23 protein-coding genes are annotated in these 26010 nt (G+C 43.9%); 14 read left to right on the top strand and 9 right to left on the bottom strand.

The window, feature by feature from the left end; genetic code table 11:
• The first annotated feature begins 69 nt into the window (after positions 1-69).
• The 9 genes from V6Z54_RS05295 to V6Z54_RS05255 all read left to right on the top strand — a co-directional run bounded on the left by V6Z54_RS05295 (position 70) and on the right by V6Z54_RS05255 (position 9383).
• Positions 70-1395, top strand: a complete 1326-nt coding sequence (locus V6Z54_RS05295) for an LLM class flavin-dependent oxidoreductase (protein ID WP_218676949.1) — start codon at positions 70-72, stop codon at positions 1393-1395.
• Between the two features lie 16 nt (positions 1396-1411).
• Positions 1412-1915 carry a GNAT family N-acetyltransferase gene (locus V6Z54_RS05290; protein ID WP_039176502.1) on the top strand — a complete coding sequence of 168 codons (504 nt, stop codon included), beginning with the start codon at positions 1412-1414 and terminating at the stop codon, positions 1913-1915.
• A 21-nt stretch (positions 1916-1936) separates the two neighbouring features.
• Positions 1937-2731, top strand: coding sequence for an amino acid ABC transporter substrate-binding protein (locus V6Z54_RS05285; protein ID WP_338527785.1), 795 nt, complete (start codon positions 1937-1939; stop codon positions 2729-2731).
• A gap of 24 nt (positions 2732-2755) precedes the next feature.
• The gene (locus V6Z54_RS05280; protein WP_041089072.1) at positions 2756-3430 is read left to right on the top strand and encodes an amino acid ABC transporter permease; all 675 of its coding nucleotides are present in this window, start codon (positions 2756-2758) and stop codon (positions 3428-3430) included.
• A gap of 12 nt (positions 3431-3442) precedes the next feature.
• Positions 3443-4189, top strand: a complete 747-nt coding sequence (locus V6Z54_RS05275; RefSeq protein ID WP_039176505.1) for an amino acid ABC transporter ATP-binding protein — start codon at positions 3443-3445, stop codon at positions 4187-4189.
• 33 nt (positions 4190-4222) lie between these two features.
• Positions 4223-5380 carry an amidohydrolase gene (locus tag V6Z54_RS05270; RefSeq protein ID WP_305960818.1) on the top strand — a complete coding sequence of 386 codons (1158 nt, stop codon included), beginning with the start codon at positions 4223-4225 and terminating at the stop codon, positions 5378-5380.
• Positions 5371-6705, top strand: coding sequence for an MmgE/PrpD family protein (locus V6Z54_RS05265; RefSeq protein ID WP_338527784.1), 1335 nt, complete (start codon positions 5371-5373; stop codon positions 6703-6705). Before V6Z54_RS05270 ends, V6Z54_RS05265 begins: the two co-directional genes overlap by 10 nt.
• 568 nt (positions 6706-7273) lie before the next feature.
• Positions 7274-7966, top strand: coding sequence for a response regulator transcription factor (locus V6Z54_RS05260; RefSeq protein ID WP_041089078.1), 693 nt, complete (start codon positions 7274-7276; stop codon positions 7964-7966).
• The gene (locus tag V6Z54_RS05255) at positions 7956-9383 is read left to right on the top strand and encodes a HAMP domain-containing sensor histidine kinase (protein WP_269103815.1); all 1428 of its coding nucleotides are present in this window, start codon (positions 7956-7958) and stop codon (positions 9381-9383) included. Before V6Z54_RS05260 ends, V6Z54_RS05255 begins: the two co-directional genes overlap by 11 nt.
• 38 nt (positions 9384-9421) lie before the next feature.
• On the opposite strand, the gene V6Z54_RS05250 is transcribed toward V6Z54_RS05255, so the two are convergent.
• The 5 genes from V6Z54_RS05250 to V6Z54_RS05230 form a co-directional block, all read right to left on the bottom strand.
• Positions 9422-10267, bottom strand: a complete 846-nt coding sequence (locus V6Z54_RS05250; protein ID WP_041089082.1) for a GAF domain-containing protein — start codon at positions 10265-10267, stop codon at positions 9422-9424.
• Between the two features lie 164 nt (positions 10268-10431).
• The gene (locus V6Z54_RS05245) at positions 10432-11808 is read right to left on the bottom strand and encodes an aspartate kinase (RefSeq protein WP_041089084.1); all 1377 of its coding nucleotides are present in this window, start codon (positions 11806-11808) and stop codon (positions 10432-10434) included.
• Between the two features lie 174 nt (positions 11809-11982).
• Positions 11983-13416 (bottom strand): MDR family MFS transporter, encoded by a 1434-nt coding sequence (locus V6Z54_RS05240; RefSeq protein ID WP_041089086.1) that lies wholly within the window; start codon positions 13414-13416, stop codon positions 11983-11985.
• Between the two features lie 16 nt (positions 13417-13432).
• The gene (locus tag V6Z54_RS05235; RefSeq protein ID WP_228280305.1) at positions 13433-14299 is read right to left on the bottom strand and encodes a TetR/AcrR family transcriptional regulator; all 867 of its coding nucleotides are present in this window, start codon (positions 14297-14299) and stop codon (positions 13433-13435) included.
• Between the two features lie 139 nt (positions 14300-14438).
• Complete coding sequence (locus V6Z54_RS05230) at positions 14439-14816, bottom strand: hypothetical protein (RefSeq protein ID WP_269103812.1); 378 nt, start codon at positions 14814-14816, stop codon at positions 14439-14441.
• 137 nt (positions 14817-14953) lie between these two features.
• Between V6Z54_RS05230 and V6Z54_RS05225 the strand changes: the two genes are divergently transcribed.
• Entirely contained in the window at positions 14954-15265 is a 312-nt protein-coding gene (locus V6Z54_RS05225; protein WP_039182979.1) for a metalloregulator ArsR/SmtB family transcription factor, read from the top strand.
• A gap of 31 nt (positions 15266-15296) precedes the next feature.
• Here the strand turns inward: V6Z54_RS05225 and V6Z54_RS05220 are convergent, their stop codons facing one another.
• Positions 15297-16721, bottom strand: a complete 1425-nt coding sequence (locus V6Z54_RS05220; protein ID WP_269103811.1) for a PLP-dependent aminotransferase family protein — start codon at positions 16719-16721, stop codon at positions 15297-15299.
• Positions 16722-16830: 109 nt separating this feature from the next.
• Between V6Z54_RS05220 and gabT the strand changes: the two genes are divergently transcribed.
• From gabT to V6Z54_RS05205, 3 genes are read left to right on the top strand one after another with little or no spacing between them, the layout of a single operon-like run.
• Complete coding sequence (gene gabT / locus V6Z54_RS05215) at positions 16831-18147, top strand: 4-aminobutyrate--2-oxoglutarate transaminase (protein WP_338527783.1); 1317 nt, start codon at positions 16831-16833, stop codon at positions 18145-18147.
• Between the two features lie 21 nt (positions 18148-18168).
• Entirely contained in the window at positions 18169-19557 is a 1389-nt protein-coding gene (locus tag V6Z54_RS05210; RefSeq protein ID WP_041089095.1) for an APC family permease, read from the top strand.
• A complete protein-coding gene (locus tag V6Z54_RS05205; RefSeq protein ID WP_041089096.1) occupies positions 19532-20926 on the top strand; it encodes an NAD-dependent succinate-semialdehyde dehydrogenase in 1395 nt (464 codons plus the stop codon). The genes V6Z54_RS05210 and V6Z54_RS05205 overlap by 26 nt, the downstream gene beginning before the upstream one ends.
• 43 nt (positions 20927-20969) lie before the next feature.
• Here the strand turns inward: V6Z54_RS05205 and V6Z54_RS05200 are convergent, their stop codons facing one another.
• The 3 genes from V6Z54_RS05200 to V6Z54_RS05190 all read right to left on the bottom strand — a co-directional run bounded on the left by V6Z54_RS05200 (position 20970) and on the right by V6Z54_RS05190 (position 23989).
• The gene (locus tag V6Z54_RS05200; protein WP_041089098.1) at positions 20970-21566 is read right to left on the bottom strand and encodes an NAD(P)H-dependent oxidoreductase; all 597 of its coding nucleotides are present in this window, start codon (positions 21564-21566) and stop codon (positions 20970-20972) included.
• A gap of 158 nt (positions 21567-21724) precedes the next feature.
• Positions 21725-22339 carry a DUF1775 domain-containing protein gene (locus V6Z54_RS05195; RefSeq protein WP_041089100.1) on the bottom strand — a complete coding sequence of 205 codons (615 nt, stop codon included), beginning with the start codon at positions 22337-22339 and terminating at the stop codon, positions 21725-21727.
• A gap of 15 nt (positions 22340-22354) precedes the next feature.
• Positions 22355-23989, bottom strand: coding sequence for a copper resistance CopC/CopD family protein (locus tag V6Z54_RS05190; protein ID WP_338527782.1), 1635 nt, complete (start codon positions 23987-23989; stop codon positions 22355-22357).
• Positions 23990-24495: 506 nt separating this feature from the next.
• Between V6Z54_RS05190 and V6Z54_RS05185 the strand changes: the two genes are divergently transcribed.
• A complete protein-coding gene (locus V6Z54_RS05185) occupies positions 24496-25938 on the top strand; it encodes a PTS mannitol transporter subunit IICB (protein WP_059375998.1) in 1443 nt (480 codons plus the stop codon).
• The last annotated feature ends 72 nt before the right edge of the window (positions 25939-26010 follow it).

The following is a 26010-nucleotide window of genomic DNA, read 5'->3' as shown; positions in this document are numbered from 1 at the left end:
AATCAGAAAAATGTATCTTCTAAGGACTTCAGTTTGATACATGTAGGATATAGAAAGGATGAAGAACAAGTGTCACAGCCGAAAAGGGAGCTCAAGCTAGGCGTATTCATCGCAGGAACTGGACATCACGTTGCCTCTTGGAGACATCCGAATGCAGTACCAGACGCAGCCATGAACCTAGATTATTTTAAACAATTAGCGAAAAAGGCAGAGGAAGGAAAGCTGGATTTGCTCTTTTTAGCTGACAGTTTATCCATTAATCAAACCTCTCATCCGAACGTATTAACGAGATTTGAACCGCTTACGCTGCTTTCATCGATTGCTGAGTCTACTTCAACCATTGGTTTAGCAGCAACAGCATCCACTACATACAGTGAGCCTTTCCATATTGCAAGACAGTTTGCCTCCCTTGATCATTTATCAGGCGGAAGAGCGGCATGGAATGTGGTCACATCTTCTATTGAAGAAACAGCGAAAAATTTTAGCGGAGAAGAGCATTTAGCACACCATAAACGTTATGAGCGGGCAGAGGAGTTCGTCGAAGTCGTCAAAGGTCTCTGGGATTCTTGGGAGGAAGACGCCCTTGTCAGAAACAAGGAAACAGGAGAATTCTTCGAATCTAGTAAGCTTCATGAGCTCCAGCATAAAGGTGAGTTCTTCTCAGTCAGGGGGCCTCTCAACGTATCACGCACGCCGCAAGGGCAGCCCGTGATCATTCAAGCAGGATCTTCCGAAGATGGTCAAAAGCTTGCAGCAAAAACAGCAGAGCTCATTTTCACTGCACAAAACGATCTCGAAAAAGCGAAGGAATTTTATCAAAGCTTGAAGGGGAAAGTAGAGGCTGCTGGCCGTGCTAGAGAGGACGTCAGCATCATGCCGGGTATCTTCCCGATCATTGCTGAGACAGAGGAAGAAGCCCGAGCGAAATATGAAGAATTACAGGAGCTGATTGTTCCTGAGATTGGACTGAGCATTCTGCAAAATTACTTAGGCGGGATTGATCTGTCTCAGTATCCGTTAGACGGACCGCTTCCAGAGATTGACCCGAGCACGTCAAATGCGGTAAAAAGCCGTTTTGATCTCGTGATGAATATGGCGAGAAAGGATAACCTGACCATTCGCCAGCTCTATCAATCAGTTGCCGGCTCACGCGGTCATAATATTTTCATTGGAACGCCGGAGCAGCTGGCAGATGTCATGGAAACATGGCTGGTTGAAGAAGCAGCAGACGGCTTTAATGTGATGCCGCCGCTCTTGCCAGAAGGGCTGGATGTGTTTGTAGACCGCGTCGTCCCAATCCTTCAGGAACGAGGCTTATTCAAAACCGATTACACAGGACAAACCTTACGAGAAAATCTCGGACTAACAGAGCCAAAAAATCGCTACACGACATAAGGTGAGGTGACTAACGTTGGGATACACGTTTCGTCTGGCAACAGAGGCAGATATAGAGGCGCTGCTTGAACTAACAACAAGAGCCTATGAGCCAATTCGTGAGCTCGGCATTCAGTTCCAAGCAGCACATGCCGATTTCGCTCTCGTTCAGAATAATGTACAAAAGAATCTTTGCTATGTGATGGAAGAGAACGGAGAGCTTCTATCCACCTTATCACTCCGTATGCCTTGGGGAGAGCAGCCAGGACCGTTCGGCGTCCCTCACATCTGGTGGTTTGCCTCAGAACCAGCCGCCAAAAAAGGGACAGGCTCTGCCTTGCTGGAATGGGTTGAAACCGAAGTGCTAAGGGATACACTAAAGGTACCGTACGTGTCACTCGGTACAGCTGATAAGCACCCGTGGCTCGTAGAAATGTATGAGCGCAAAGGCTATGTCAGAGCAGGAGAAAAGGATTTAGGCAAAGGTCATATCACGGTTTATTTAAAAAAACAATTAAGATCAGATATCACACAACCATAAGACGAAAGAAGGGTTTCGAACATGAAACACAAAAAGTGGCTAGTCGTTCTTTTTGCAGCAATGCTGGCAGTTTTAGCAGCTTGCGGCGGTAACAATCAAAGTGAAGGCAAAGACGAAAAAGTATTAAAAGTAGGCGCTACTGGACAAAGCTATCCATTTGCTTATAAAGACAATGGCAAGCTTGTCGGATTCGATGTTGAAGTAACAGAAGCCATTGCGAAAAAGCTTGGCTACAAACTAGACTGGCAGCTGAGTGAATTCAGCGGACTAATGGGACAGCTGACATCTGGTAAGCTCGATACGGTGTCAAACCAAGTTGCCATTACAGACGAGCGTAAACAAACATTTAACTTTACTGATACGTACGCATACGCAGGAACACAAATCATCGTGAAAAAAGACAACAACGACATCAAAGGTCTTGATGATTTAAAAGGAAAAACAGTGGCGGCGGTTCTTGGCTCTAACCATGCTAAAAACTTAGAGAGCAAAGACCCAGATAAGAAAATCAAGATTAAAACATATGAAACGCAAGACGGCGTATTAAATGAAGTGGCAAATGGCCGCGTAGATGCTTATGTCAATGGACGCAGTGTATTACTTGCTCAAATTAAAAAAACAGGTCTGCCTCTGAAAATCGTAGGCAACCCAATTGTGTATGAAGAAGTAGGCTACCCATTTGCGAAAGATAAAAAGCATGACAAACTAAGAGAAGAATTTAACAAAGCCATCAAAGAATTAAGAGAAGACGGGACACTTAAGAAATTGTCTGAGAAATATTTCAAAGACGATGTCACAGTGCCAATTAAAAAATAACAGCAGCGGCGGTGAAGAGCAGACATGAACAAAATTGATTGGCAGTATATGGTGACGGTTTTTCCGACACTGCTTCAATACTTGCCGATAACGATCTTCATGGCGATTGTCTCCATGGTATTTGCCATTATCATTGGTGTGGTATTCGCTCTTATTACGAAAAACCGGATACCTGTTTTATACCAATTTGCCAAGCTGTATATTTCTTTCTTCAGAGCGGTTCCAACCTTGGTTCAGCTCTTTCTCATTTATTTTGGTCTCCCGCAGCTATTCCCTGCGATGACCTCAATGGATGCTTTAACAGCGGTCATTATCGGATTAAGTATTAAAAACTCAGCATACTTAGCAGAAATTTTCAGAGCGGCTCTGAACTCAGTGGATGAAGGGCAGCTTGAGGCATGCTTATCTGTCGGCATGACAAGATGGCAGTCTTACGTCAGAATTATTTTCCCGCAGGCCATCAGAAATGCGATTCCAGCGACGGGGAATACCTTTATTGGTCTTTTAAAAGAAACATCTCTTGCCTTTACGATTGGCGTGGCAGAAATGTTTGCACAAGGGAAGATGATTGCATCGGCGAACTATAAATACTTTGAAACCTATTTAGCCGTAGGGATTGTGTATTGGGTGCTGACGATTATTTATAGCTTCCTGCAAGACCTGTTTGAACGAAAAATCAGCAAACCTTACCGGAATTAAGGAGGTGTGGACATGATCAAGCTCACCAATTTGAAGAAATCATTCGGCGACCTTGTCGTCTTAGACGGAATCAATCTCGACGTGCAAAAAGGGCAGGTTGTGGCCATTATCGGACCTTCTGGCTCCGGTAAATCCACCTTGCTGCGCTGCTTAAATTTATTAGAAACACCAGATGAAGGCACGATTGAAATTGGCGATGCGAAGCTCGATGCGTCTAAATATTCACGTAAAGAAGCCCATCACCTGCGTCAACAAACGGCTATGGTGTTTCAAAACTATAATTTATTTAAAAACAAGACAGCACTGCAAAACATTACAGAATCATTGCTTGTGACGAAAAAAATGACAAAGCAGCAGGCGAATGAAATCGGTATGAAACTGCTGAAGCAGGTAGGGCTAGAGCAAAAGGCTGACAGCTATCCAGTCACATTATCTGGCGGGCAGCAGCAGCGGATTGGGATTGCCCGCGCGTTAGCGGTTGATCCACATGCGATTTTGCTGGATGAACCAACGTCAGCGCTTGATCCAGAGCTTGTCTCAGGTGTGCTTCAAGTCATTAAATCCATTGCGATTCAAGAAACAACGATGATCATCGTTACACATGAAATGGCGTTTGCAAGAGAAGTGGCAGACCATGTGATTTTCATGGCAGATGGTCATATTATTGAGCAGGGGACGCCAACTGAGTTATTTGATGAAACGAAGAATGAACGGACGAAACGATTTATCCAAAAAGAAGCAGCGGCTGAAGAAGCATAAGCTGCTTTTTATTCTTTAGAGGGGTGATTGATAGTGAAATCAATAGGAAATGAAGCTTTAAACAAACGTTTAATCAACATTCGCCGAGCGCTTCATGAGCATCCAGAGCTGGCGTTTGAAGAATATGAAACGACAAAGAAACTGCGCCGCTGGTTAGAAGAGGAAGGGATCACTGTACTTGATTTCCCAGCCCTGCAAACAGGCGTTGTCTGTGAAATCAAAGGAGAACAAGAAGGACCGGCGATTGCTCTGAGAGCCGATATTGACGCACTTCCGATTGAAGAAGCATCTGGCGAACCATTTTCTTCAAAGGTACCGGGCAAAATGCATGCATGCGGTCATGATTTCCATACAGCTTCTATTTTTGGAGCGGCACTTTTATTAAAGGAGCGGAAACACGAAATCAAAGGAACGGTCCGTATTTTGTTCCAGCCGGCTGAGGAAGTTGCTCAAGGAGCGAAGCACGTCATAGAAGCAGGCGTTTTAGATGGAGTCGATGCGATTTTTGGTATGCACAACAAACCTGACCTGCCAGTTGGCACGATTGGCATTAGAGAAAAAGCATTGATGGCGAGTGTGGATCGGTTTGAAATCGATATTAAAGGAACGGGAGGTCATGCCGGAATTCCAAATCACACAGTGGACCCCATTGCCATCAGCGGGCAGATCACAAGTGCCCTTCAGCAAATCGTCAGCCGCCGCATCAGCTCCTTGCATCATGCGGTAGTCAGCATCACACGCATTCAGGGCGGTACATCATGGAATGTCATACCCGACCGTGTCGAGATGGAAGGAACGGTGCGGACGTTTGAGCCTGAAGTAAGAGCGATGATTCCAGAGCTTATGAAACAAATCGTTAGCGGGATTGCAGAGGGATTTGGAGCAGAGGCTGAAGTGAGATGGCATCCGTATTTGCCTTCTGTCATGAATGATGAGCGTCTGACAAAGATAGTAGAAGAAACGGCTGGCTCGCTTAACTTACATGTCGTGCAGGCAGAGCAGTCACCGGGCGGAGAAGATTTTGCCCTTTATCAAGAACGCATTCCAGGCTTTTTTGTATGGATGGGGACCAGTGGTACGAAGGAGTGGCATCACCCTGCGTTTACTTTAAATGAAGACGCACTTCCGGTTGCTGCTGCCTTCTTTGCTGAGCTTGCGGTTCGGGCGTTGGAGTCAAGATCATGGAACTAACGAAACAGCTCGCAGAGGCAGTGCTATCTGCTGATCCGCTGCAAGATCAACGAGCCGTTCAAATGGCTCGAAACGGTCTATTAGACGCTGCGGCGGCAGCGCTTGCTGCAAAAGAGGATGAAGGGATTCAGAAGCTGATGGCGCTTGTTGAAAAGGAAGGCGGAGCCGCTCAGATTCCTGTCATGGGAAAAGGGAGGGAGGTGAGCCGCCAATCCGCAGCAATGCTGAACGGCTACCTCATCCATGCCCTTGATTATGATGATGTGCACTCAGATGTGAGAGGACATCCAAGTGCGGTCATCATTCCGGCGCTGCTATCACAGCTGACAGACGGCAAAGGGTATGGCGAGCGGTTTTTAGCAGCCTACATTACAGGCGTTGAAGTGATGGCAAGACTTGGCGAATCCATCGGCAAAGCACATTATGAGCGGGGGTGGCATAATACGGGAACACTCGGTGCCATTGCGGCAGTGTGTGCGATTGGCTATTTGAAGCAGGTCACACGAGAAGAACTGATGAAAGCAATCGGCTTTGCCGGAGCGCAATCAGCCGGAATGCGAAAGCAATTTGGCTCTGATATGAAACCATTACAAGCCGGCTTAGCTGCTAAAACAGCCGTTTGGTCTATGGATTTAGCTTGTTCAGGTTTTGGCGGGAATGACTCGGTTCTTGATGGCGCACTTGGTTTCTTTTCACTCTATGGAGATCAGGAGCGTGCGGAAAGCCGTTTGCTAGAAGGCTATGGTTCTACATGGCGTATCGTTTCACCTGGGCTGTGGTTCAAAGTATATCCATTCTGCTCAGCAGCCCACCATGCGGCAGATGCGATCCAATCTTTAATGAAAGAGCGGTCTTTCTTGCCGGAGCAGGTAAAACAGGTCGATGTCATATTCCCGCCAGGCGGAGATGCAGCGCTTATTGAGCGGACACCTTTAACCGGGGAAGAAGGACGATTCAGTGTCGAATACGTCATCGCACTTTCAGTGTTTGGACAGACGCTTACGCTGGATGCCTTTACGAAAAAAAGCATTCCATCAGACATGCGGATATGGATGAAGCGGGTGAGCAGAGGATATGATCAAACGATAGAGCCCCATCCCGATGCTGTTCCAAAAGGACGCTTTACGATTGTGAAGCTCACCTTATCTGACGGCACCACCATCAGCAAACGAGTTGATGTACCTCAGGGAGCACCAGGCTGTGCGTTATCGAAAGAAGATATCATACAAAAGTTAAGCAGCGTCACAAGCGCATCACAAGCACAGCAGATTTTACAGGCGGTTGAAGAGGGAAACGACGCTGCGTATTTGAAGTTGCTTGCATGATAAAAAAGCTCATCGATAGAGATGAGCTTTCAGCGTGTAGACAAACCCTCGCATTCGGTGTCAGTTCTGCGCTCCGGTGCTCACGAATGTCAAATTCGCTCCGCTCCGGTACTCGCCCTTCCTAGAATGCAAAGGTTTTCTATCACGCTGAAAGGAAGACAAAGGGCTAAAATAAAGATCATTTTAGCCCTTTGTCAACAATCTGAAAGCTCATCAATAGAGATGAGCTTTTTAAATAGATCTATCATAAACTGTCAGGAAGTTCTTTATATAAATATATGAGACTTCCTCATGAGTTAAAGAACCATAAATGACACTGTCCTCATCTTGATATGTTGTAAAGTAATGTTGAATCATAACTCAACTAACATCTTGACCATCTTCTGCAATTCCATCATAAAAAAACTCAGGTGATTCACCGCAGTATTAGTTCTTTCAAAAAGTATGAATAAAAGATGACCAAACGATGATAAGTTCATGAAAACAGAGGAATCCAATTGAGATTTGAGAGGGAAGATGTAAAATAAAGCTACATAAAGAAAAACAATGGCAGCAGCGGAGGCTGATGATGAAAATATTAATGATTGAAGATAATCAGAGTGTTTGTACAATGACGGATATGTTTTTTCAACGAGAGGGATTTCAAGCTGAATTCGTTCATGATGGATTAGAAGGACTGAATCGCTTTCAGCAAGAGGAGGATTGGGATCTGCTCATCTTAGATGTCATGCTTCCTTCAATGGATGGTCTGACCATTTGTCAAAAGGTGCGCCAGATCAGTGATGTTCCGATTATCATGCTGACAGCAAAGGAAACCGAATCTGATCAGGTGCTTGGTTTTGATCTTGGGGCAGATGATTATGTGACCAAGCCCTTTAGCCCACTAACCTTGATGGCAAGAATTAGAGCGGTGAAACGACGCTTTGCTCATACAACGACTCAAGAAAAGGTGAAAGAGGGTGAACGGCTGGAGACAGCACATTTTCAGTTGGATAAGAAAACAAGGGAAGTTTTCCTGGATGGAGAGCGAATAGAGAACCTCACACCGAAGGAATACGATCTGCTGTGCTTTTTTATTCAGCATCCTCGGCAAGTATTTTCACGAGAACAATTGCTTGAGCATATTTGGGGATACCAATTTTATGGAGATGAACGAACGGTAGATGTTCATATTAAACGGCTGCGTCAAAAAATTGGGGACGGGCCTAAGCCCTTTTTGTATACAGTATGGGGCGTAGGGTATAAGTTCGATGAAGATTAAATATTTTTATCAGCTGCTGATCAGCCACCTTGGGTTATTGCTCATCGCCATTGTCATTATCAGCACCCTTTTATCTCATTTTGTAAAAGATATTGCCTATCAAAACAGAGTGAATGAAATGAGCTCCTATGGGAATGAAATCTTGCAAGATTATAAACGACTCCCTAAAAGCGAGATGACCTTTCGTCTGCGTCCATTTGAAGATATTCTTTCGACGAGGCAAATTCGTTTTTTCGTGTTTGATGAAAAAGGAGATATTCTCTCTCAGCAGCAAGAGATGCCGCCGCATGAAGTATTATTGACAAAGGATTTATGGGCAAAACTCTCAAAAGGAGAGCAAATCATTGTCAAGCGAAGTGATTCACGCCGTCTTGATCAAGAGGCATCACTTGTGGCACTCCCTGTCATGGAGGATGGTAAGCTAAAGGGCGGAGTCGTCCTTATTGCCCCGATTCAAGGCGCTGAACAGCTCATCGCCCAAATGAATCGTTATCTGTATATCATCGTATTTGTGGCACTGACGATCACCTTTATTCTCAGCCTGTTCTTGTCTAAATTTCATGTGAACCGCATCAAAAAGTTGAGAGAGGCGACTGAAAAGATTGCGCAAGGTGATTACAACATCAAGCTTGAAAACAAACACCTTGATGAAATTGGCACACTTGGTGAGGATTTTAATATGATGGCCAAGCGTCTTCAGCAATCAAGAGAGGAAATTGACCGGCTCGAAAAGCGCAGACGCCAATTCATCGCAGATGTGTCTCACGAATTGAAAACACCGCTGACCACCATTCGAGGACTGGTGGAATGGCTGAACACCGCGGATGTGTCAGCAGAAGAGAAAGAGAAATGCTATGCCTTAATCACTGACGAGACAAAACGTATGCTGCGCCTCGTCAATGAAAATATGGATTATGAGAAAATTAGATCGAATCAAATTACCCTTCAGAAATTTCACTATCCACTCATTGACACATTTGAAGTGATGAAAGAGCAGCTGAGCCGAATCGCCGAAGAGAAAAACAATCAGTTGATCGTGGACGTTGATCCCAAGCTAAAGGTTTATGCAGATTATGACAGGCTCATTCAAATGCTTGTCAATATCACAAAGAACGCGATTCAATTCACAGAAGGCGGCCGTATTTACTTAAGAGGAAAACAAGAAAATCAAGAGACGATCATTGAAGTGGAAGACACAGGCATTGGCATTGCGCCAGACGAAGTCAAACACATATGGGAACGTTTTTATAAAGCAGATATCTCAAGAACGAATACACCGTATGGAGAATACGGATTGGGCTTGTCCATCGTGAAGCAGCTTGTGGACCTGCATGAAGGGCATATTGATATGAAAAGTGAAAAAAACAATGGAACAACATTTACCATTCGACTGCCGTTTCCAGAACAAAAGGGCTAAAATGAAGTTCATTTTAGCCCTTTTTGGTGAATCACCACTTATTCATTTTTTGTAAACGTCAATCCAATATGAGCAAGTGCCTGCGGTAAATCTTTCCGGATGGTGATGTCTTTAAACGATATATTAGATTGAATCGCACTTAAAGCAAGGTCTTGTTTAATGCCTGTTAAAACTGCCGAAATTCCTAAAAGTCTCAGCGTTTGTGCGTAGCTGACCAAATATTGAATGCTCTGTTCATTCAGGCTTTTTGTTCCCGATACATCAATAACCAAATGAGAGAGCGACAGCCTGTAGCTTTCCTGTAAAATGGTTTCCAAAATATGCTGAGCACGTGTCTCTTCGATATCACCAAGCAGAGGAAGCACAGCTACCCCGTCAACAACTGGTACGATCGGTACAGACAATTGCTGAATCTGCCTGTTGGCACGGTCTAGCTCGAGAACGTAGCTTAATAAAGAAGCCATCGTTTCAAACATATATACATGCTCTTCTGTGAACTGCTTTGGCCTCAAATCAAGTCCGCAAATCGTTCCGTAGTTCGTCCCATCTGTGAAATCAATGGGAACTCCAATGAACGAGCCGCCTTGGAGATTTTTCGTGACCTCTAAGTATTTAAAACGGTCATCTTTCGAAATGTCAGGGATCACAAGTGTATTCCGATGATCGACCGCAAGCTTGCAAAATGTCTTTTCGTAAGGAAGTTCTTCTCCTTCTTCAAGAAGCTGCTCGTCATGATTTAGCACCTTTACAATTTGATTGGTGTTTTGATCATTTTTAGCAATAAACAGTGTATTCACATCAATGAATTGACTCATCATGTTTAAAATACTAGTAGAAGCATCATGAAAATTGCGAAACTGTTTTAATAGTTGTTGACGAGGCATTGTTTTAGGACTCCTTGTAGCTCCGAGCATAGGCCGGAACGGTTAGTTGATTTGTCTCTATCATACAAAATCAAACGAGAAATAGATACACTTTAATGCGCAAAGAACTCGAATCGGCGAGAGGAAAAAAGACTGCCGGATCTTAAGATCTGGCAGCCTGCTGATTAAAGGGAGACAGGAACAGTAGACATAGAGAAAAATTCCTCATATAAGGCTCGCACAGCTTCTTTTTCTTGAGCCGCTTTGACGCCAAACATCATGCTGACCTCTGAAGAACCTTGATTGATCATTTCGATATTGACCTTCGCTTTTGACAGCGCCTTTGCCGCTCTTGCTGTTGTGCCAACATTATGACGCATCGCTTCTCCTACGACCATAATAAGCGAGAGATTCCGCTCTAAAACGACCTCATCTGCATCAAGCACGAGCTTCAATCGGTCTAGCAGCTCCTCTTCAATATGCTGCTCCTCTAGCTGATCCTGCCGTAAAATAATGGTCATATCGTCAATGCCAGAAGGAACATGCTCATACGTAAGCCCATATTCCTCTAATGTTTGCAGCACCTTACGTCCAAAACCGACCTCTCTGTTCATTAAATATTTGCTAATGTAAATACTGCAAAATCCATTGTCTGAGGCGATTCCAACAACCGGTCCATTTGTATGATCCCGCTGATTCACGATTTTTGTACCCTTTGCCGACGGGTTATTGGTGTTTTTAATCTGAACTGGAATGCCTGCACGGAAGGCTGGAATGAGGGCTTCATCATGGAACACAGAAAAACCAGCATAAGACAGCTCGCGCATTTCCCGGTATGTCAGCTCTGTAATCTCTTTCGGTTCATGAACGATCGTTGGATTGACAGCATAGACAGCATCCACATCTGTAAAGTTTTCATACACATCTGCCTTTAGACCGTTCGCCAAAATGGAACCGGTAATATCGGAGCCGCTTCGCGAAAAGGTAACGATGTCTCCCGCTAGACTAAAGCCAAAAAAGCCAGGGAATATAATAATGCCAGAGCGCTCTCTTAATTTGTACAAATGATCATATGACTCCGGCAGGACTTGCGCTTGGCCAGGCTCATCGCTCACAAACAAACCAGCTTCCTTTGGATTCACATAATGAGCTTCAACACCCTGGTGGCGGAAATATGCAGCAATGAGCTTGGCGTTATTGTCTTCACCGCTTGCTTTAATGGCATCAAGATAGCACTCAGGGCGGGATGAATCAGCCTGTAATAATGTGTCTAGATCTTCCCTGATGGTATCGATAATGTCTTGACCTAATCCGAGTTCATCCGCTATTGAGGCATACCTCTCGATGACGGCTTCCTTTAAATCATGTGCTTCACCTAAACGTAAATATTGTTCACCGCAGCTAATTAATAGATCGGTGACCTTCGTATCCGTTGAATGCCGTTTTCCTGGTGCGGAAACAACGACTGCTTTTCGAGCTGGATCTGCTGTTACAATGTCAAATACCTTTTGCAGCTGCTTGCCAGATGCAAGTGAACTGCCACCAAATTTAACGACCTTCAATGCATACATCTCCTATAGTAAAAATTTTCTCACAAATTCAATAGTTCCTATTATCAACTCTTTTCCTTAAATTATCAAGGTTTTTCTTTTCTAGAAATACAAATGTATTTACAGAGAGGACGGTGCTGTATGATGATATAAAAAAAGAGCCGGCCATATGCCGAGCTCTTTTTCTTATGAAGAAGAGGAGGAGGAAGATATCTCCTGCTTCATCACTTTGTTATCACGTTTTGCCTTTAGAAAAAAGGAGAGAATGAGTCCAATGACCGCAATCAGACCAGAAATGAAAAATGACGTATTCATTCCATGAACGGCTGATTTTAATGGATTGGCCAATTCTGCATTTGCAGCAGAGCTGCTCATGATGGAAACAAGCACAGCCGTTCCAATGGAACCGCCTATTTGTCTCATCGTGTTATTCATCGCTGTCCCATGCGGGATCAAATGAGGCGGTAATGCGTTAATACCTGCCGTTGTCAGCGGCATCATGATCATCCCAACCCCGATTAAGCGAAGCGTATAGGCGACCGTAATGAGAGCGATCGATGAATCAAGGGTGAGCAGCATAAATGGCAGGGTGGTAACGGTGAGGATTGTAAATCCGCCTAATGCGAGCCCTCTTCCGCCGACTTTATCAAAAATCCGTCCGATAATTGGTGACAGGAGTCCCATAAAGAGAGCACCTGGCAATAAGATTAGCCCTGTATCAAGTGCAGACAGCCCTCTGACATTCTGCGTATAAAGCGGCAGAATTGTCTCTGTACCAATCAATAAAGCAAAGACAAGCATTCCAAGGAAGGTTGTTAAGCTAAAGATCGCAAATTTAAATACACCAAACTCAAGCATCGGTCTTGTTAAGTTCGACTGGCGCAGGATAAAGAAGAACAAGCTCACGGCGCCGACAATAAGTGAAATGAGGACAGTCGCACTCGTCCATCCATACGTGCCGACACTAGAAAATCCGTAAAGCAGCCCGCCGAAACCGAAGGACGACAAGATGACAGATAACACATCAATACGTGTCTCTCTTTGCTGCGTCACATTTTTCATTAAGAAGAAAGCAAGAATAAGGTCGATGATTCCGATTGGCAGTACAATATAGAACAGGGCCTTCCAGCTGAAGGAATCAACAATCCAGCCGCCTAGTGTTGGTCCAAGCGCTGGTGCGAACGAAATGACAAGTCCGACCATGCCCATCGCCTGCCCGCGTTTTTCTTTTGGGAAAATGGTTAAAAAGATCGTTTGCATCAGCGGCATTAAAATCCCTGCACCGGCTGCCTGTACGATACGCGCTGCAAGTAACACCGGGAAATTCGTCGCAAATGAAGCAAGAATTGTACCGGCTGTAAAGATGCTAAGTGCCGTTAAAACTAAAGAACGGCTCGAAAATTTCTCAATTAAGAAAGCCGTAATCGGGATGAGAATCCCGTTTGTCAGCATAAAGGCTGTTGTAAGCCACTGTCCTTTGCTGACCTCAATATTGAAGTCCTCCATGATATGTGGGATCGCTGGAATAAGAAGCGTTTGGTTTAATATCGCGACGAATGCCCCAACGAGAAAAATCCCAACAATCACAGATCGATTGTAAGATGTTGTTGATTGGTTCATGTTATCCCTTCTTTATCTATAAAATGATGCTTTTCAGCTGTGACACGTTTTGTGATAAAACGCTGTTTTTACCTAAATAATCGAGCAGTGAGCTGATTAAAAAGGTTCTCGGTTGGTCCTTTGATAATTCCTGATTGAGCAGCTCATACGCAGAGAGGAGATCATTTTTTTCTTCTCCGTTTGGCCATGAGTGAAGCTCTTGTTTGATTTTTGTTAAGTACGAATTGACAAGTTTTTCTTCGTCATATTCGTCCTGTGAGGAAAGCAAATAAGAGTTCATCAGCTCGTCTGTTAACACAGGTTCAATGGAACAAGGCTTTTTCGATACACGATCCATTACACCGATGATCATTTCGGCAGCAATTTCTAATTGGATGTTTTTTTGCTCAATCGCCAGCATTAAGATGAACTCTCTCATTAATCCATTGAGAACAATCACGAGATCCCAAACATAAGGAGCGACAGATTCACCATATGTGCTCAAAATAATGTCTCTGTGCCGCTGCATGATAATGGAGCGTGTCTCGCGTAAGTGTTTAATGACAATAGGCGAATGCTGAGAAAAAGCTTCAAAGGACAGCATGTTTAAAAATTTATGATTCTCTTTAAACTCTTCAAGCTCAAGCTTGATCTTCTTTGTGAATTTTTCCTTTTTGGACAGCGTCGTTTCTGAATGAATGATGCGGGAAATCTCTCTCATTTTGCGCTGATTGTATTTAATCAGTTCTAATAGAAGAGCTTCCTTTGAATCAAACAGTTTATAAATAGACGCTTTGGATATTTTACAGGCATCGGCAATTGACTGCATAGAGACACTCATATAGCCTTTTTGAGAAAACAATTTCTTCGAAACCCGCAAAATCTCTTCTTGCTTTTCGTTCATCTTCTTAATTCCTTTCCGAATCGGTAAAACCATATGGTCACAATGGAAACCGAGTGGTCACTTTTGCTATGATAACAAAACCAATGCCTTAAGACAAGAAAATGAACTTAAAAAAATACCCGTCTGTATGACAGGTATTTTATCCTTCCGCATGTGCGGCATATATTTTTGTTTTGCCGTGAAGTTCAACGACCAAAAGGTCTTCTCTCTCCTTCACAGAGTAAATAGCGGTCCCTTTTTGCAGCTTAGAAGCTGTACCATGTTCAAAATTTTTGGCGACTGTTTTCTGAATGACACCTACTTGCTGATGTTTTGTGACGTGTAAGGATGTCGTCCAATCTACATTTGTTTCATACACGGTTCCTTCCCATTGAAATAAATCTGCCTGCTGATCCATAGCTAATAACTCTTCCGCACTAGGTGGCTTTGACTGGTAATGATATTGGACTGACTGGCAGGCGCATAAGGAAAACGTGAGCAGCAAGAGCAATAAACTAAACCATATGTTACGTATCAAAATAGGTTCCTTCCCTTCAATACAGCGTTTCTTAAGTAATGGACGTGAATGAAGTTAAATCGTTACATGCCTAGTCAGTTCATGAGTTTTAGGTGAATGAGATTGTATGTTGGCAGAAAATACGATACATTTATCGTATGACAAATCCAAACCATCCAAACAAAGAAGATATGAGACTGATTTCTGTGCTGCACGCATTGGCTGATCCAATCCGGTTAGAAATTGTCCGCTGCTTGGCAGAAGCGGGGGAGAGGACATGCGGCACGTATGAAATGAATATTGCCAAATCCACGCTTTCCCATCACTTCAAAGTGCTGAGGGAGGCAGGCGTCGTGAAAGTGAGAATTGACGGGAAGCACCGTTACTATTCTTTAAGAAAAGAAGACATCGAGACCGCTTTTCCTGGACTCATGTCATCGATTCTAGCTGTAGATAAAAAGCGGTGGTAAGCCAGCTGTCTATGAAGAACAGCTGGCTGTTTTATTTCCCAAAAATGGCGTCATACAGCCGTTTCACTGCCGGCTGAATATCCTCTCGCCTCATATGCGAGAAGCCGAGGACGAGCGGAACAAAGCCTGGCTGATGCCCCGGCAATTGCTCATCAAGGGTAAAACGATCCATACCGTACATTTTCAGCTTCCTTTCTTTCGCTCGCTGTAAAATCTCATGCTGCGTCCGATTTGAGTGGAACTCTGCGATAAAATGAAGCCCGGCATTTTCTCCAATAATCCGTACATTGTCAGCAAAAACCATATTGAGTTCTTCAATGAGCTGCTTCCGTTTTTCCTCATATAAACCATTCATTCGTTTAATATGCCGTTGATACGCCCCATCTTTTATAAAATGAAGAAGGGTGTATTGTGTAAAAAGATTAGCAGTTTGAATGAAAAAATGCTGTTCTTCCTTATAGCGTCTCAATAAATGCTGAGGCAGCACCATATAGCTTAGCCGCAAGCCCGGCAGCAATGATTTTGAAAAGGTGCCCATATAAATGACTTTGTCATATCGATCGAGACTTTGCAGCGCTGGAATGCTGTCTGTGCCATATTTAAATTCACTGTCATAATCATCCTCAATGATGTAACGGTCTGGCTGATCAGCTGCCCAGTTTAACAGCTGAATGCGCCGGGAAATCGGCATAATCACCCCTGTTGGAAATTGATGTGAAGGGGTAATGATCAACACATTTGGCTGTTTCTTATGAATGTCGCTCATCCGCACACCTTTTTGATCAATACCAATCGTTTCAATTCGGTGATGATTGTTTTTCAGCATTTGATAGAGCCGGCGGTAGCCAGGGTTTTCTAACCCATATATTTGATCGGCCGGAAGAATGCTTGATAACGAATGGATCAGTGACTGTGTGCCTGCACTTAAAATGAGCTGTTCCGGATAGCATTTGACTCCTCTCGCAAGTCCGATCAGCCGGGCAATCGTTTCTCTGAGCTCATACACACCTTGTGGATGCGGAAGCTCACCGAAGGCATCTTGGTGGAGATGGATCGCCTTTTGTTCGCTTTTCAGCCAGCTTTTAAATGGAAAGTTCGCTGTATCGACGGAGATATGTGAAAAGGAATACCAGTCTTCTCGTGCAATCGGTTCTTCCTTTAAATCTACAGGAAGAGAAGAGGGTTTTAGCTGACCAGATTCATGAAACGTTTCTAGTGACTCCACGAAAAAACCTTTGCGCTCAACCGAGTATAAATACCCCTCGGCAAGCAGCTGCTGATAGGCGCCATTCACTGAATTAACGCTGACGTTTAATGTATCGGCTAACTCTCGTTTGGACGGTAATTGATCGTGTGGCTGTAGGTTGCGATTTAAGATTTCTTCTTTGATTTTCATATAAATTTGATGATAAATATATCCGTTTTGCCCTGTTTGATCTAGTTGAATTGTCAGCATCTCACCATTCCATCCTCTCTGGTACCATGAAAAAAATGATATTGGTACTTTCTATCATACCAAAAAATATTCAGAATAATAAAAAAGGATATAAAGGGGATGGATGACAATGAGTCAAACGACAACAAACCGTTTTTCAACTGAAGAATGGCAGGGGAAAAGAGATCAATACGTCGCAAGAGGCGTGAGTAATGGCAACCGTCATCTTGCAGCGAAGGGGAAAGGAGCCGAGCTGTTCGATATTGATGGGAAGCGATTTATCGATTTTGCAGGCGCCATTGGCACATTAAACGTAGGACATTCACATCCAAAGGTCGTGGAAGCGGTCAAAGCACAGGCGGAGAGCCTGATTCATCCAGGTTTTAACGTGATGATGTACGAATCGTATATCGAATTGGCAGAGAAGCTTTGCCGCCTCACACCAGGAGACCATGATAAGAAAGCCATTTTCCTTAATTCAGGTGCAGAAGCTGTTGAAAATGCCGTGAAAATTGCCCGTAAATATACGAAAAGACAGGCCGTTGTGTCGTTTACAAGAGGTTTTCACGGCAGAACGAATATGACAATGAGCATGACGAGCAAGGTCAAGCCATATAAATTTGGCTTCGGACCATTCGCATCTGAGGTGTACCAAGCACCGTACCCTTATTACTATCAAAAGCCTGAAGGATTAAGTGATGCCGCGTACGATGAGTACATCATTGATCAATTCAATCAATTCTTCGTCGCAGCCGTTGCACCAGAAACCGTTGCTTGTGTGGTCATGGAACCAGTCCAAGGGGAGGGCGGATTCATTGTGCCATCGAAGCGTTTCGTTCAGCATGTTGCATCATTCTGTCAGCAGCACGGGATTGTCTTTGTTGCAGATGAAATCCAAACCGGATTTGCGAGAACAGGGAAATACTTTGCGATTGAGCACTTTGATGTGGTGCCGGACTTAATTACTGTGTCAAAATCTCTTGCTGCGGGGTTGCCGCTTAGTGGTGTCGTTGGCAGAAAAGAAATGCTTGATGCGGCAGATCCAGGGGAGCTCGGGGGAACATATGCAGGAAGTCCGTTAGGTTGTGTAGCAGCAATGGCTGTTCTTGATATCATTGAAACAGAACAATTGAATCAACGATCTGAACACATTGGACAAGTCATTGAGGACAAAGCAAATGATTGGAGAACAAAGTATCCGTTCATTGGGGAAGTCCGCCGATTAGGGGCAATGGCGGCGATTGAAATTGTGGAAGATCAAACAACACGTACACCGGATAAGAAAACAGCCGCAGCGATTGCAGCATATGCAAATGAGCACGGGCTGCTTCTTTTAACGGCAGGGATTAATGGGAATATCATTCGCTTTTTAACACCACTTGTCATCACAGATGAGCTGCTTCACGAGGGACTAGGGATCATCGAGGAAGCCTTCAAAGCACGCTAAACAACAAAGGGGGATGGTTGTATGCAAAAACAACAAATGGCAAAAACGATGTCGCAGTCAGACGTGCTGTTTTTGTCCATTGGTGCAATGCTTGGCTGGGGCTGGGTTGTACTTTCGGGAGATTGGATTTTAACAGCTGGCTTTTTAGGCAGTGTGATTGCCTTTGTGATAGGAGGCATTCTCGTGATCTTTATTGGACTCACGTATGCCGAGCTTTCATCTGCGATTCCAGAGACAGGCGGAGGGCTCGTCTTTGTCCAACGGGCATTTGGGATGAAAGCAGCGTTCGTCTCAGCATGGGGCGTATTGTTTGGTTATGTGTCTGTGATTACGTTTGAAGCTGTCGCCTTGCCGACCGTCATTGATTATGTGATTCCAACACAGCATGCTGGCTTGCTATGGAATATTGGGGGATGGGACGTGTATTTCACGTGGGTATTGATTGGATCTGGCGGTGCATTGTTTTTAACAGCACTGAATTACATTGGGGCTAAGCCTGCCGCCATTTTTCAGTCCGTGTTCACTGTGGCAATTATTCTGACAGGTTTTCTCCTTTTAGGCGGCGCAACATTTAATGGAGATTTTGCAAACCTTGAGCCGATGTTTCAAGGCGGGGTTGGCGGTCTCATGGCGGTATTAGTCATGATTCCCTTTTTATTCGTTGGGTTTGATGTCATTCCGCAAGTAGCGGCGGAGATTAACGCACCAAAAAAAATCATTGGGAGAATCTTGATTATCTCCATCGTGAGCGCAGTCGTTTTTTATCTGCTTATTGTCTTTGGGGTAGCAGCTGGGCTGTCAAAAGGACAGCTTGAAGCCTCTTCATTAGCGACAGCAGATGCGATGGTACAGCTTCTCGGTCATCAAGCGTTTGGAACAGTGCTGGTTATTGGCGGTGTAGCAGGGATTGTGACGAGCTGGAATGCTTTTATTATCGGTGCAAGCCGTATTCTATATGCTATGGCGGAAAGAGGTATGATTACCAAATGGTTTGCGTATATTCATCCAAAGTATAAAACACCGACAAATGCCATTTTATTTCTTGGAGCTTTAGCTTTTTTCGCTCCATTATTAGGGCGTCCTGCCCTCGTATGGATTGTCAATGCGGGCGGTGTCGGAATCATCGTCGGGTACTTAATAGTGTCCATTGCCTTTATGAGACTTCGCAAAACAGAACCTGAGCTGGAGCGTCCATACAGCATTAAATATTGGCGGACGACAGGTGTTTTAGCCATCGGACTGAGTCTTCTTTTCCTTTCATTTTACTTTCCAGGAATGCCGGCTTCCTTATCGTGGCCAGCTGAATGGATATTGCTTTTAGGTTGGGTACTCATTGGGTATATACTATATGTAATGAATCCAAGAACGAAGGAGACGGTAGAGCATGACAAACGAACTCAAAGTGTATAATCCTGCAACAGGAGAAGAAATTGCTTCAGTTGCTCAGCATACAAAAGAACAGGTCGAAGGCGCAATTTCCCGCTCACACAAAGCATTCAAAGCATGGGCCAAAACGTCAGCGCATGAACGTGCCAATATCATTCGCAAGTGGTTTGATCTGATGATTGAACATAAAGAAAGACTTGCGAAAATCATCACAGAAGAAAACGGAAAGCCATATCAAGAAGCATTAGGGGAAATCGTCTATGCGGCTGGTTATATTGAATGGTACGCAGAAGAAGCAAAGCGAATCTACGGCAGAACCATCCCGTCGCATACGACAAGCAAACGCCTTTTCGTCACAAAACAGCCAGTTGGTCCGGTTGCTGCCATTACTCCGTGGAATTTCCCTGCGGCGATGATTACGAGAAAGGCAGCTCCAGCGCTTGCAGCAGGCTGTACGTTTATTGTAAAACCTGCTGAAGACACACCGCTGACAGCCATTGAACTAGTAAAATTAGGTCATGAAGCTGGCATTCCAGAGGATGCACTGCAATGGGTTGTCGGAGACGGAAAAGAAGTGGGTGAAATCTTCACAGATAGTCCATTGATTCGAAAAATTACGTTTACAGGCTCAACGCCCGTCGGAAAGCATTTGATCAAAAACAGTGCCAGCACAGTCAAACATGTATCAATGGAGCTTGGCGGTCATGCCCCGCTCATCGTAGACAAGGATGCAAATCTGGAGTTAGCTGTCAAACAAGCAGTGGCATCTAAGTTCCGGAATGCAGGACAAACCTGTGTCTGTGCCAACCGCTTAATTGTGCATGAAGACATTCATGAAGCATTTGCGCAAAGGTTCAGCAAAGAAGTAGAAAAGCTGAAAATGGGAAATGGTTTTGAAGAAGGCACATCTATCGGTCCAATTATCAATAAGCGCGGCTTTGATAAAATTGTTGGCCAAATTCAAGATGCAGTGGACAAAGGGGCGAAAGTTCTTGTCGGCGGCGATACGCATTTCGACGATGACAAGTCGTATTATTTTGTCCAGCCAACGGTTCTTACACATGTGGACCCTTCGATGAACATTATGCATGAAGAGACCTTTGGTCCAGTGGCTCCGATTACGACATTCAAAACGTTAGACGAGGCAATTGAATTAGCCAACGATACACCTTTTGGCCTTGCAGCTTATTTCTTTACAGAAAATTATCGGAACGGGCTCTACATTTCCGAACATCTCGATTATGGAATTATTGGCTGGAATGATGGCGGTCCATCAGCTGTCCAAGCACCGTTCGGCGGTATGAAAGAGAGCGGAATAGGGCGAGAAGGCGGAATCGAAGGAATCGAACCATATTTAGAAACAAAATATGTATCTATTGGTTTAGACGAATAAACGTGAAAAAGACTGTCAGAGGAATCTCGGCAGTCTTTTTTTGTTAAACAGCCGGTGGGAAAAGCTGATCCACCGTTTCTTTCGTTTCTTTCAGAATTTCATGTATGTAATCTGCAGATGCCTGCTCCATGCTGCTGAATAAAAGCCGTTCGACAGGCTGAACGCCAATAAAATTGAAGACTTCAGTATCAGTTGTCATGTGATGGGGAGAGGTGAAGCTCAAATTTGAATCAAGAAAAGTCCTCGGGGCATCGTGCGTGTTGATAATGACACCTTTTTTGTGCCGAAGCAGATTTTCAATCTCTCCATCCTCATTGATCTGATAAGCAAAACCCTCAGAAAAGACGCGCTCTACATATCCTTTTAGTATAGCCGGTAAGCCTGTCCACCAAATTGGAAAAATAAACGTCAGCACATCTGCTTGCTGAATCAGCTTCTGCTCTCTTTGAATGGCGATCGGCACATCACCGCATTTGATGGCAGCCTTTTCTGCAATGGTGAGCTCTGGCGAAAAACCTAGGGCATAGACATCACGAACAGTCACTTTATGACCATTGTTCAATAGAGTGCTCACAACAAGATCTAATAAGGTTTGATTTAAGCTTTGCTGGGGATGAGCAAATATGATTACATGGTTCATCTCATAGCCTCCTATGTGGTCATCTGTCTCATTATGTCACGGGGCTTTATCCTATTCAATCCTATATTGGTAATAATAAGTTGGGAAAATGGAAAATAATTGCTTCTTTATAGAAGAAAAAGCGATCGTTTCTAAGAAAACGATCGCTTATACAGCCTTTATTTCTTTCTAAAAGCAAGTCCAAGTGCAATCAGTGCCACGACTAGAGCAGCAATGGATAGACCAAGGACAAGTGGTGAGGAAGAAGCAGAGGCTGTTTCAGAGGCCTTTTCTTCTTTTGGTTTTTCTTGACCATGTGAATCCGTTACGGTATTAGAGGCGACAATGTTTGTGATGGAATGAGGTTTATCAGCATCTTTATCGCCAGTCCATTCAACGACCGTTCCATCCTTATAATATTGGTATGCATCCCATGCAGCTTCACCAGCTTTTTCAGGGTTTTTCGCTACAAAAACGAATTGCTGGAATTGTCCAGCAAGCACACCTTTACCTGTTGCTTCCCAAGTCACTCTTGTCACCTTGCCATCTTTCTCTTCAGTTGACGTTTTCCAGCCAGGTACGGGCTCATATTGCTGGAATTCTACGCCTTTAGGAATTGTCACGACAACCTTAGTCGTTGGACTGTCACTTTCAGAAGGAACTTTTAATGTATAGGTTTCCCAAGCATTTGTCGCAGACGTATCAGGTTTGACTGTTACGTGCGCACTCACAGGAATCGCCAATAAAAATGAAGCGAGAAGCATTGGTAATAAAGCTTTAACGTATTTTTTCATATGTGATAACTCCTTTTAGTTTCTTCTAATAAATGTGGTATCGATATTCTCAAAAGAACCAGTTAACGCATGGATTTCAATTTTCCATGTGCCTTTTTCATTTAATAACAGATTTTCAGCAGAGAAATGACCATTTTTTAATCGTTTCAGCTGAAATTCACTTGGTGTCTCATCACCGAATAAAGCCACCTTATGAATCTTGGCTGTCACAGATTGAATATCAGTGATCGTTTCGCCATTCTTCTTTGTAAATGCCACTTCGAATGAGTTTTTCCCCGGGGCATTCGGGGTAATGCTCAAGGACACAATGTCACGATGCTCGACCTGATTTGCGCCAAAGAAAGGCTCAGGTGCAGGCGGAGGAGGGCTCGGAATATTAGTAAAGACAGCCGTTAATAACAAAATGGCGATCCCGATCATCCATTCAGCTCGTAAGGAAACGCTGCGTTTCTGCTTTTTTTCCCATCTCAGCATCAAGTAATGCATAAGCCCAAGCAGGCCCATGGTGATAAATAAACCAAGCTTGATTAAAAAGGTGCGTCCGTATGATGATTGGAAAAGAGCATCAAACGATTGCAAAATAAAGATGGCATTCACAAATCCTGAAAACACAATGAGTCCAACAGAGAGCAGTGCCCAAGGATGAAATGCTGCTAGCGTATTCCGTATGAGCGGCTCATCTTTATTTGGCAGTTTCTTCATCAATAGAAGGACAATGGCTGTTAAACCACCAACCCAAATCGAAGCAGAGACGAGATGGATGAAATCAAGTGATGTTGTGAGTATTTTATTGTCTGTTGCGGCTGGATGTCCGATTTGTGCTTTCAACCAAAGCAGCACTGTGAAGAGAAGCAGTGGAAACAGCCACACACGAAAAGAAGAGAAGTCCCCTTTTCTCATCGCCACAATTGTCCAGATGGTGAGAAGTACAAATGACGCCATCAGCATCATCCACAGACTACCGCCAGAAGTGGACGCAATCGTTTCTTGTAAAAGCGAAGGCTGAAATGCCCCAAAAAAGGACACGTCTGCCGCTGATTTTGTCTGAATCGGCAGCTGGAACACAAGTGCTCCGCCCATCATGATCAATGACAATGTCAAAAGCCGCTTCATTCGTTTCGCCAATACAGGTGAAATCGCAGTCTTAAACCAAAGCAGTCCAAACAAAATGGTTCCAAGGAATAAGCTGAATGACGTATAAAGAAAGGCTTTATCAATAGTTGAGGCCACATCAATGGATTCATCCGTTTGACCTTGCTCTAATTGGTCAAAACCGCCAGCCGCTTTTCCAATACTAAACGGAATCATGCCAGAGACAGAGTGTCCGTCCGCTGATACCGCATTCCACTGGATGGTGTAAATTCCTTTTGGTAAATTCTTTTTCAAAGCCGCTTCCATGATCTTTTGATCTTTAATGACCGTATCTCCTTTATCCACACGATCACCTTTTGCATTTAGCACCTTAATGGCATGAAATCCGCTTTCAATCCCTTCACTAAATGTGATCGAGACTGAAGGAGGCTGCTGATCCAGCTCTTCATTTGCCGCTGGGTTCGAGCTCACGACGTATGCGTGAGCAAATGCTTCTTTTGGAATGAAAAAAGCGAACATGACCATAAGAAGCAGAAGCCACTGACTATTTTTAAACAAGGTGAATAACCGCCTTTCTACCTATGAAAATGTCTCATGTATCAGAAAGAAAGCGGCAGTAAACTGTGAGTCACAGAAAAAACCGCTCTTCCTATTGTACCGCCCTCTTTAAAAGGTAAACGAAACAAACAGCAAGATGGTTCACTTTTTCTGTGTCATGTCTGCGCAGACATTTCTTAATTGAATAGGTTTGATCAATTTAAGCCTATTCGATTTAAGAAGAGGAAACAAGAAGAGACCATTTGAAAGTTGTGAAATTCCCATGAATTTTGCTTCAAAACAACGGCAGTTCAACTTTTTCATCCTTTTTGTATTGGGATCTGAAGGTGATGTCACATCATTTTTCAATTTTGTCACACACTATGTGACAAAGTGCCATTTAGTTTCAATTGAAGAGAACGTGAAAGCGTTTTACGATAGGCATAAGGGCTTCACTGAATCTTGTTCTTATATCTTTTGACCTATAAAGCCCTAAATAAAGGGAGAGAAGAAAGGAGTTTTCATAGATGCAGGAAAAAAGCGGATTTCGCGTCAAAGTACAGCGCTTTGGAAGCTATTTAAGCGGTATGATCATGCCGAATATTGGAGCGTTTATCGCTTGGGGACTCATCACCGCATTGTTCATTCCAAGCGGTTATTTTCCAAATGAACAATTAAATACACTCGTTGGTCCAATGATCAACTACTTGCTGCCGCTCTTAATCGGTTACACAGGCGGGAAGCTCGTATATGACCATCGAGGCGGGGTACTCGGTGCAACCGCTACGATCGGGGTTATTGTCGGTTCGGACATCCCAATGTTTTTAGGTGCGATGATCATGGGACCGCTTGGCGGTTATCTCATTAAGAAAATCGACCAGCTGTTTAAAGACCGAATCAGATCAGGTTTTGAAATGCTGATTAATAATTTTAGTGCTGGTATTCTAGGTGCCATTTTAGTCGCCATTGCTTTCTACGCCATCGGCCCAGTGGTACTAGGTCTGAATAAAGCCCTTGCGGCAGGTGTAGATATCATTGTCAATGCACACTTACTTCCGCTGGCAAGTATCTTCATTGAACCAGCAAAAGTATTGTTCTTAAACAATGCAATTAACCAAGGGATTTTAGGTCCATTAGGAGTAGAGCAAGCGGCGAAGACAGGCCAGTCCGTTCTGTTCTTGCTTGAAACAAACCCAGGACCAGGTCTCGGTGTTCTTCTAGCCTACATGTTCTTTGGAAGAGGGACAGCAAAGCAGTCTGCACCGGGTGCGATTGTCATTCAATTCTTAGGGGGAATCCATGAGATTTACTTCCCATACATCTTAATGAAGCCAAAGCTCATTTTAGCGGTAATTGCTGGGGGAGCCAGCGGCGTTCTGACTTTTACACTGTTAAATGCAGGCTTAAAGGCTGTGCCGTCACCAGGAAGTATCATCGCTCTTATGCTCATGTCACCAAAAGGCGGCCACCTTGCCGTTCTAGCAGGTGTTGTCGTGGCAGCGGTCGTATCATTCCTTGTCGCTTCTGTCATTTTGAAAGCGTCTAAAGCAGTGGATGAAGATTTAACAGCAGCAACAGAAAAAATGCAAGACATGAAAGGTAAGAAAAGTGCAGCAGCAGCTGCTCTTACAGCACAAAAAGAAGGTGCTGAAGCAAACGAGCAAGCAGCATCTCCAGATGAGATCAATCCAGATGACGTGAACAAAATCATCTTTGCCTGTGATGCAGGAATGGGCTCAAGTGCGATGGGCGCATCCGTTTTAAAGAATAAAGTCAAAAAGGCAGAACTTGATATTGATGTGACAAATACATCCATCAGCAACATTCCAGATGATGCCGATGTAGTCTTTACTCATAAAGATTTAACAGATAGAGCGAAGGCAAAACTTCCAGGAGCTGTGCATATTTCAGTTGATAATTTCTTAAACAGCCCGAAATACGATGAGCTGATTGAGAAATTGAAAAAATAACATGACGAAACGGGTTGAGTCCAATTTTTCCTAATTGAACTCCCCGTTTTGGTTGTTTTCTGATTTTCTATT

It is taken from the genome of Bacillus sp. MAG717A (genome assembly GCF_036884855.1).
GTDB classification, from domain to species: Bacteria; Bacillota; Bacilli; order Bacillales; family Bacillaceae; genus Bacillus; species Bacillus safensis.
This window is presented reverse-complemented; position numbering and strand designations above follow the sequence as displayed.

Excerpts from the sequence above, each read along its gene's own strand:
- V6Z54_RS05285 (WP_338527785.1), top strand. The coding sequence starts at position 1,937 with ATGAAACACAAAAAGTGGCTAGTCGTTCTTTTTGCAGCAATGCTGGCA.
- V6Z54_RS05280 (WP_041089072.1), top strand. The coding sequence starts at position 2,756 with ATGAACAAAATTGATTGGCAGTATATGGTGACGGTTTTTCCGACACTG.
- V6Z54_RS05275 (WP_039176505.1), top strand. The coding sequence starts at position 3,443 with ATGATCAAGCTCACCAATTTGAAGAAATCATTCGGCGACCTTGTCGTC.
- V6Z54_RS05265 (WP_338527784.1), top strand. The coding sequence starts at position 5,371 with ATGGAACTAACGAAACAGCTCGCAGAGGCAGTGCTATCTGCTGATCCG.
- V6Z54_RS05260 (WP_041089078.1), top strand. The coding sequence starts at position 7,274 with ATGAAAATATTAATGATTGAAGATAATCAGAGTGTTTGTACAATGACG.
- V6Z54_RS05255 (WP_269103815.1), top strand. The coding sequence starts at position 7,956 with ATGAAGATTAAATATTTTTATCAGCTGCTGATCAGCCACCTTGGGTTA.
- V6Z54_RS05250 (WP_041089082.1), bottom strand. The coding sequence starts at position 10,267 with ATGCCTCGTCAACAACTATTAAAACAGTTTCGCAATTTTCATGATGCT.
- V6Z54_RS05240 (WP_041089086.1), bottom strand. The coding sequence starts at position 13,416 with ATGAACCAATCAACAACATCTTACAATCGATCTGTGATTGTTGGGATT.
- V6Z54_RS05235 (WP_228280305.1), bottom strand. The coding sequence starts at position 14,299 with ATGAACGAAAAGCAAGAAGAGATTTTGCGGGTTTCGAAGAAATTGTTT.
- V6Z54_RS05225 (WP_039182979.1), top strand. The coding sequence starts at position 14,954 with ATGACAAATCCAAACCATCCAAACAAAGAAGATATGAGACTGATTTCT.
- V6Z54_RS05220 (WP_269103811.1), bottom strand. The coding sequence starts at position 16,721 with ATGCTGACAATTCAACTAGATCAAACAGGGCAAAACGGATATATTTAT.
- gabT (WP_338527783.1), top strand. The coding sequence starts at position 16,831 with ATGAGTCAAACGACAACAAACCGTTTTTCAACTGAAGAATGGCAGGGG.
- V6Z54_RS05210 (WP_041089095.1), top strand. The coding sequence starts at position 18,169 with ATGCAAAAACAACAAATGGCAAAAACGATGTCGCAGTCAGACGTGCTG.
- V6Z54_RS05205 (WP_041089096.1), top strand. The coding sequence starts at position 19,532 with ATGACAAACGAACTCAAAGTGTATAATCCTGCAACAGGAGAAGAAATT.
- V6Z54_RS05200 (WP_041089098.1), bottom strand. The coding sequence starts at position 21,566 with ATGAACCATGTAATCATATTTGCTCATCCCCAGCAAAGCTTAAATCAA.
- V6Z54_RS05195 (WP_041089100.1), bottom strand. The coding sequence starts at position 22,339 with ATGAAAAAATACGTTAAAGCTTTATTACCAATGCTTCTCGCTTCATTT.
- V6Z54_RS05185 (WP_059375998.1), top strand. The coding sequence starts at position 24,496 with ATGCAGGAAAAAAGCGGATTTCGCGTCAAAGTACAGCGCTTTGGAAGC.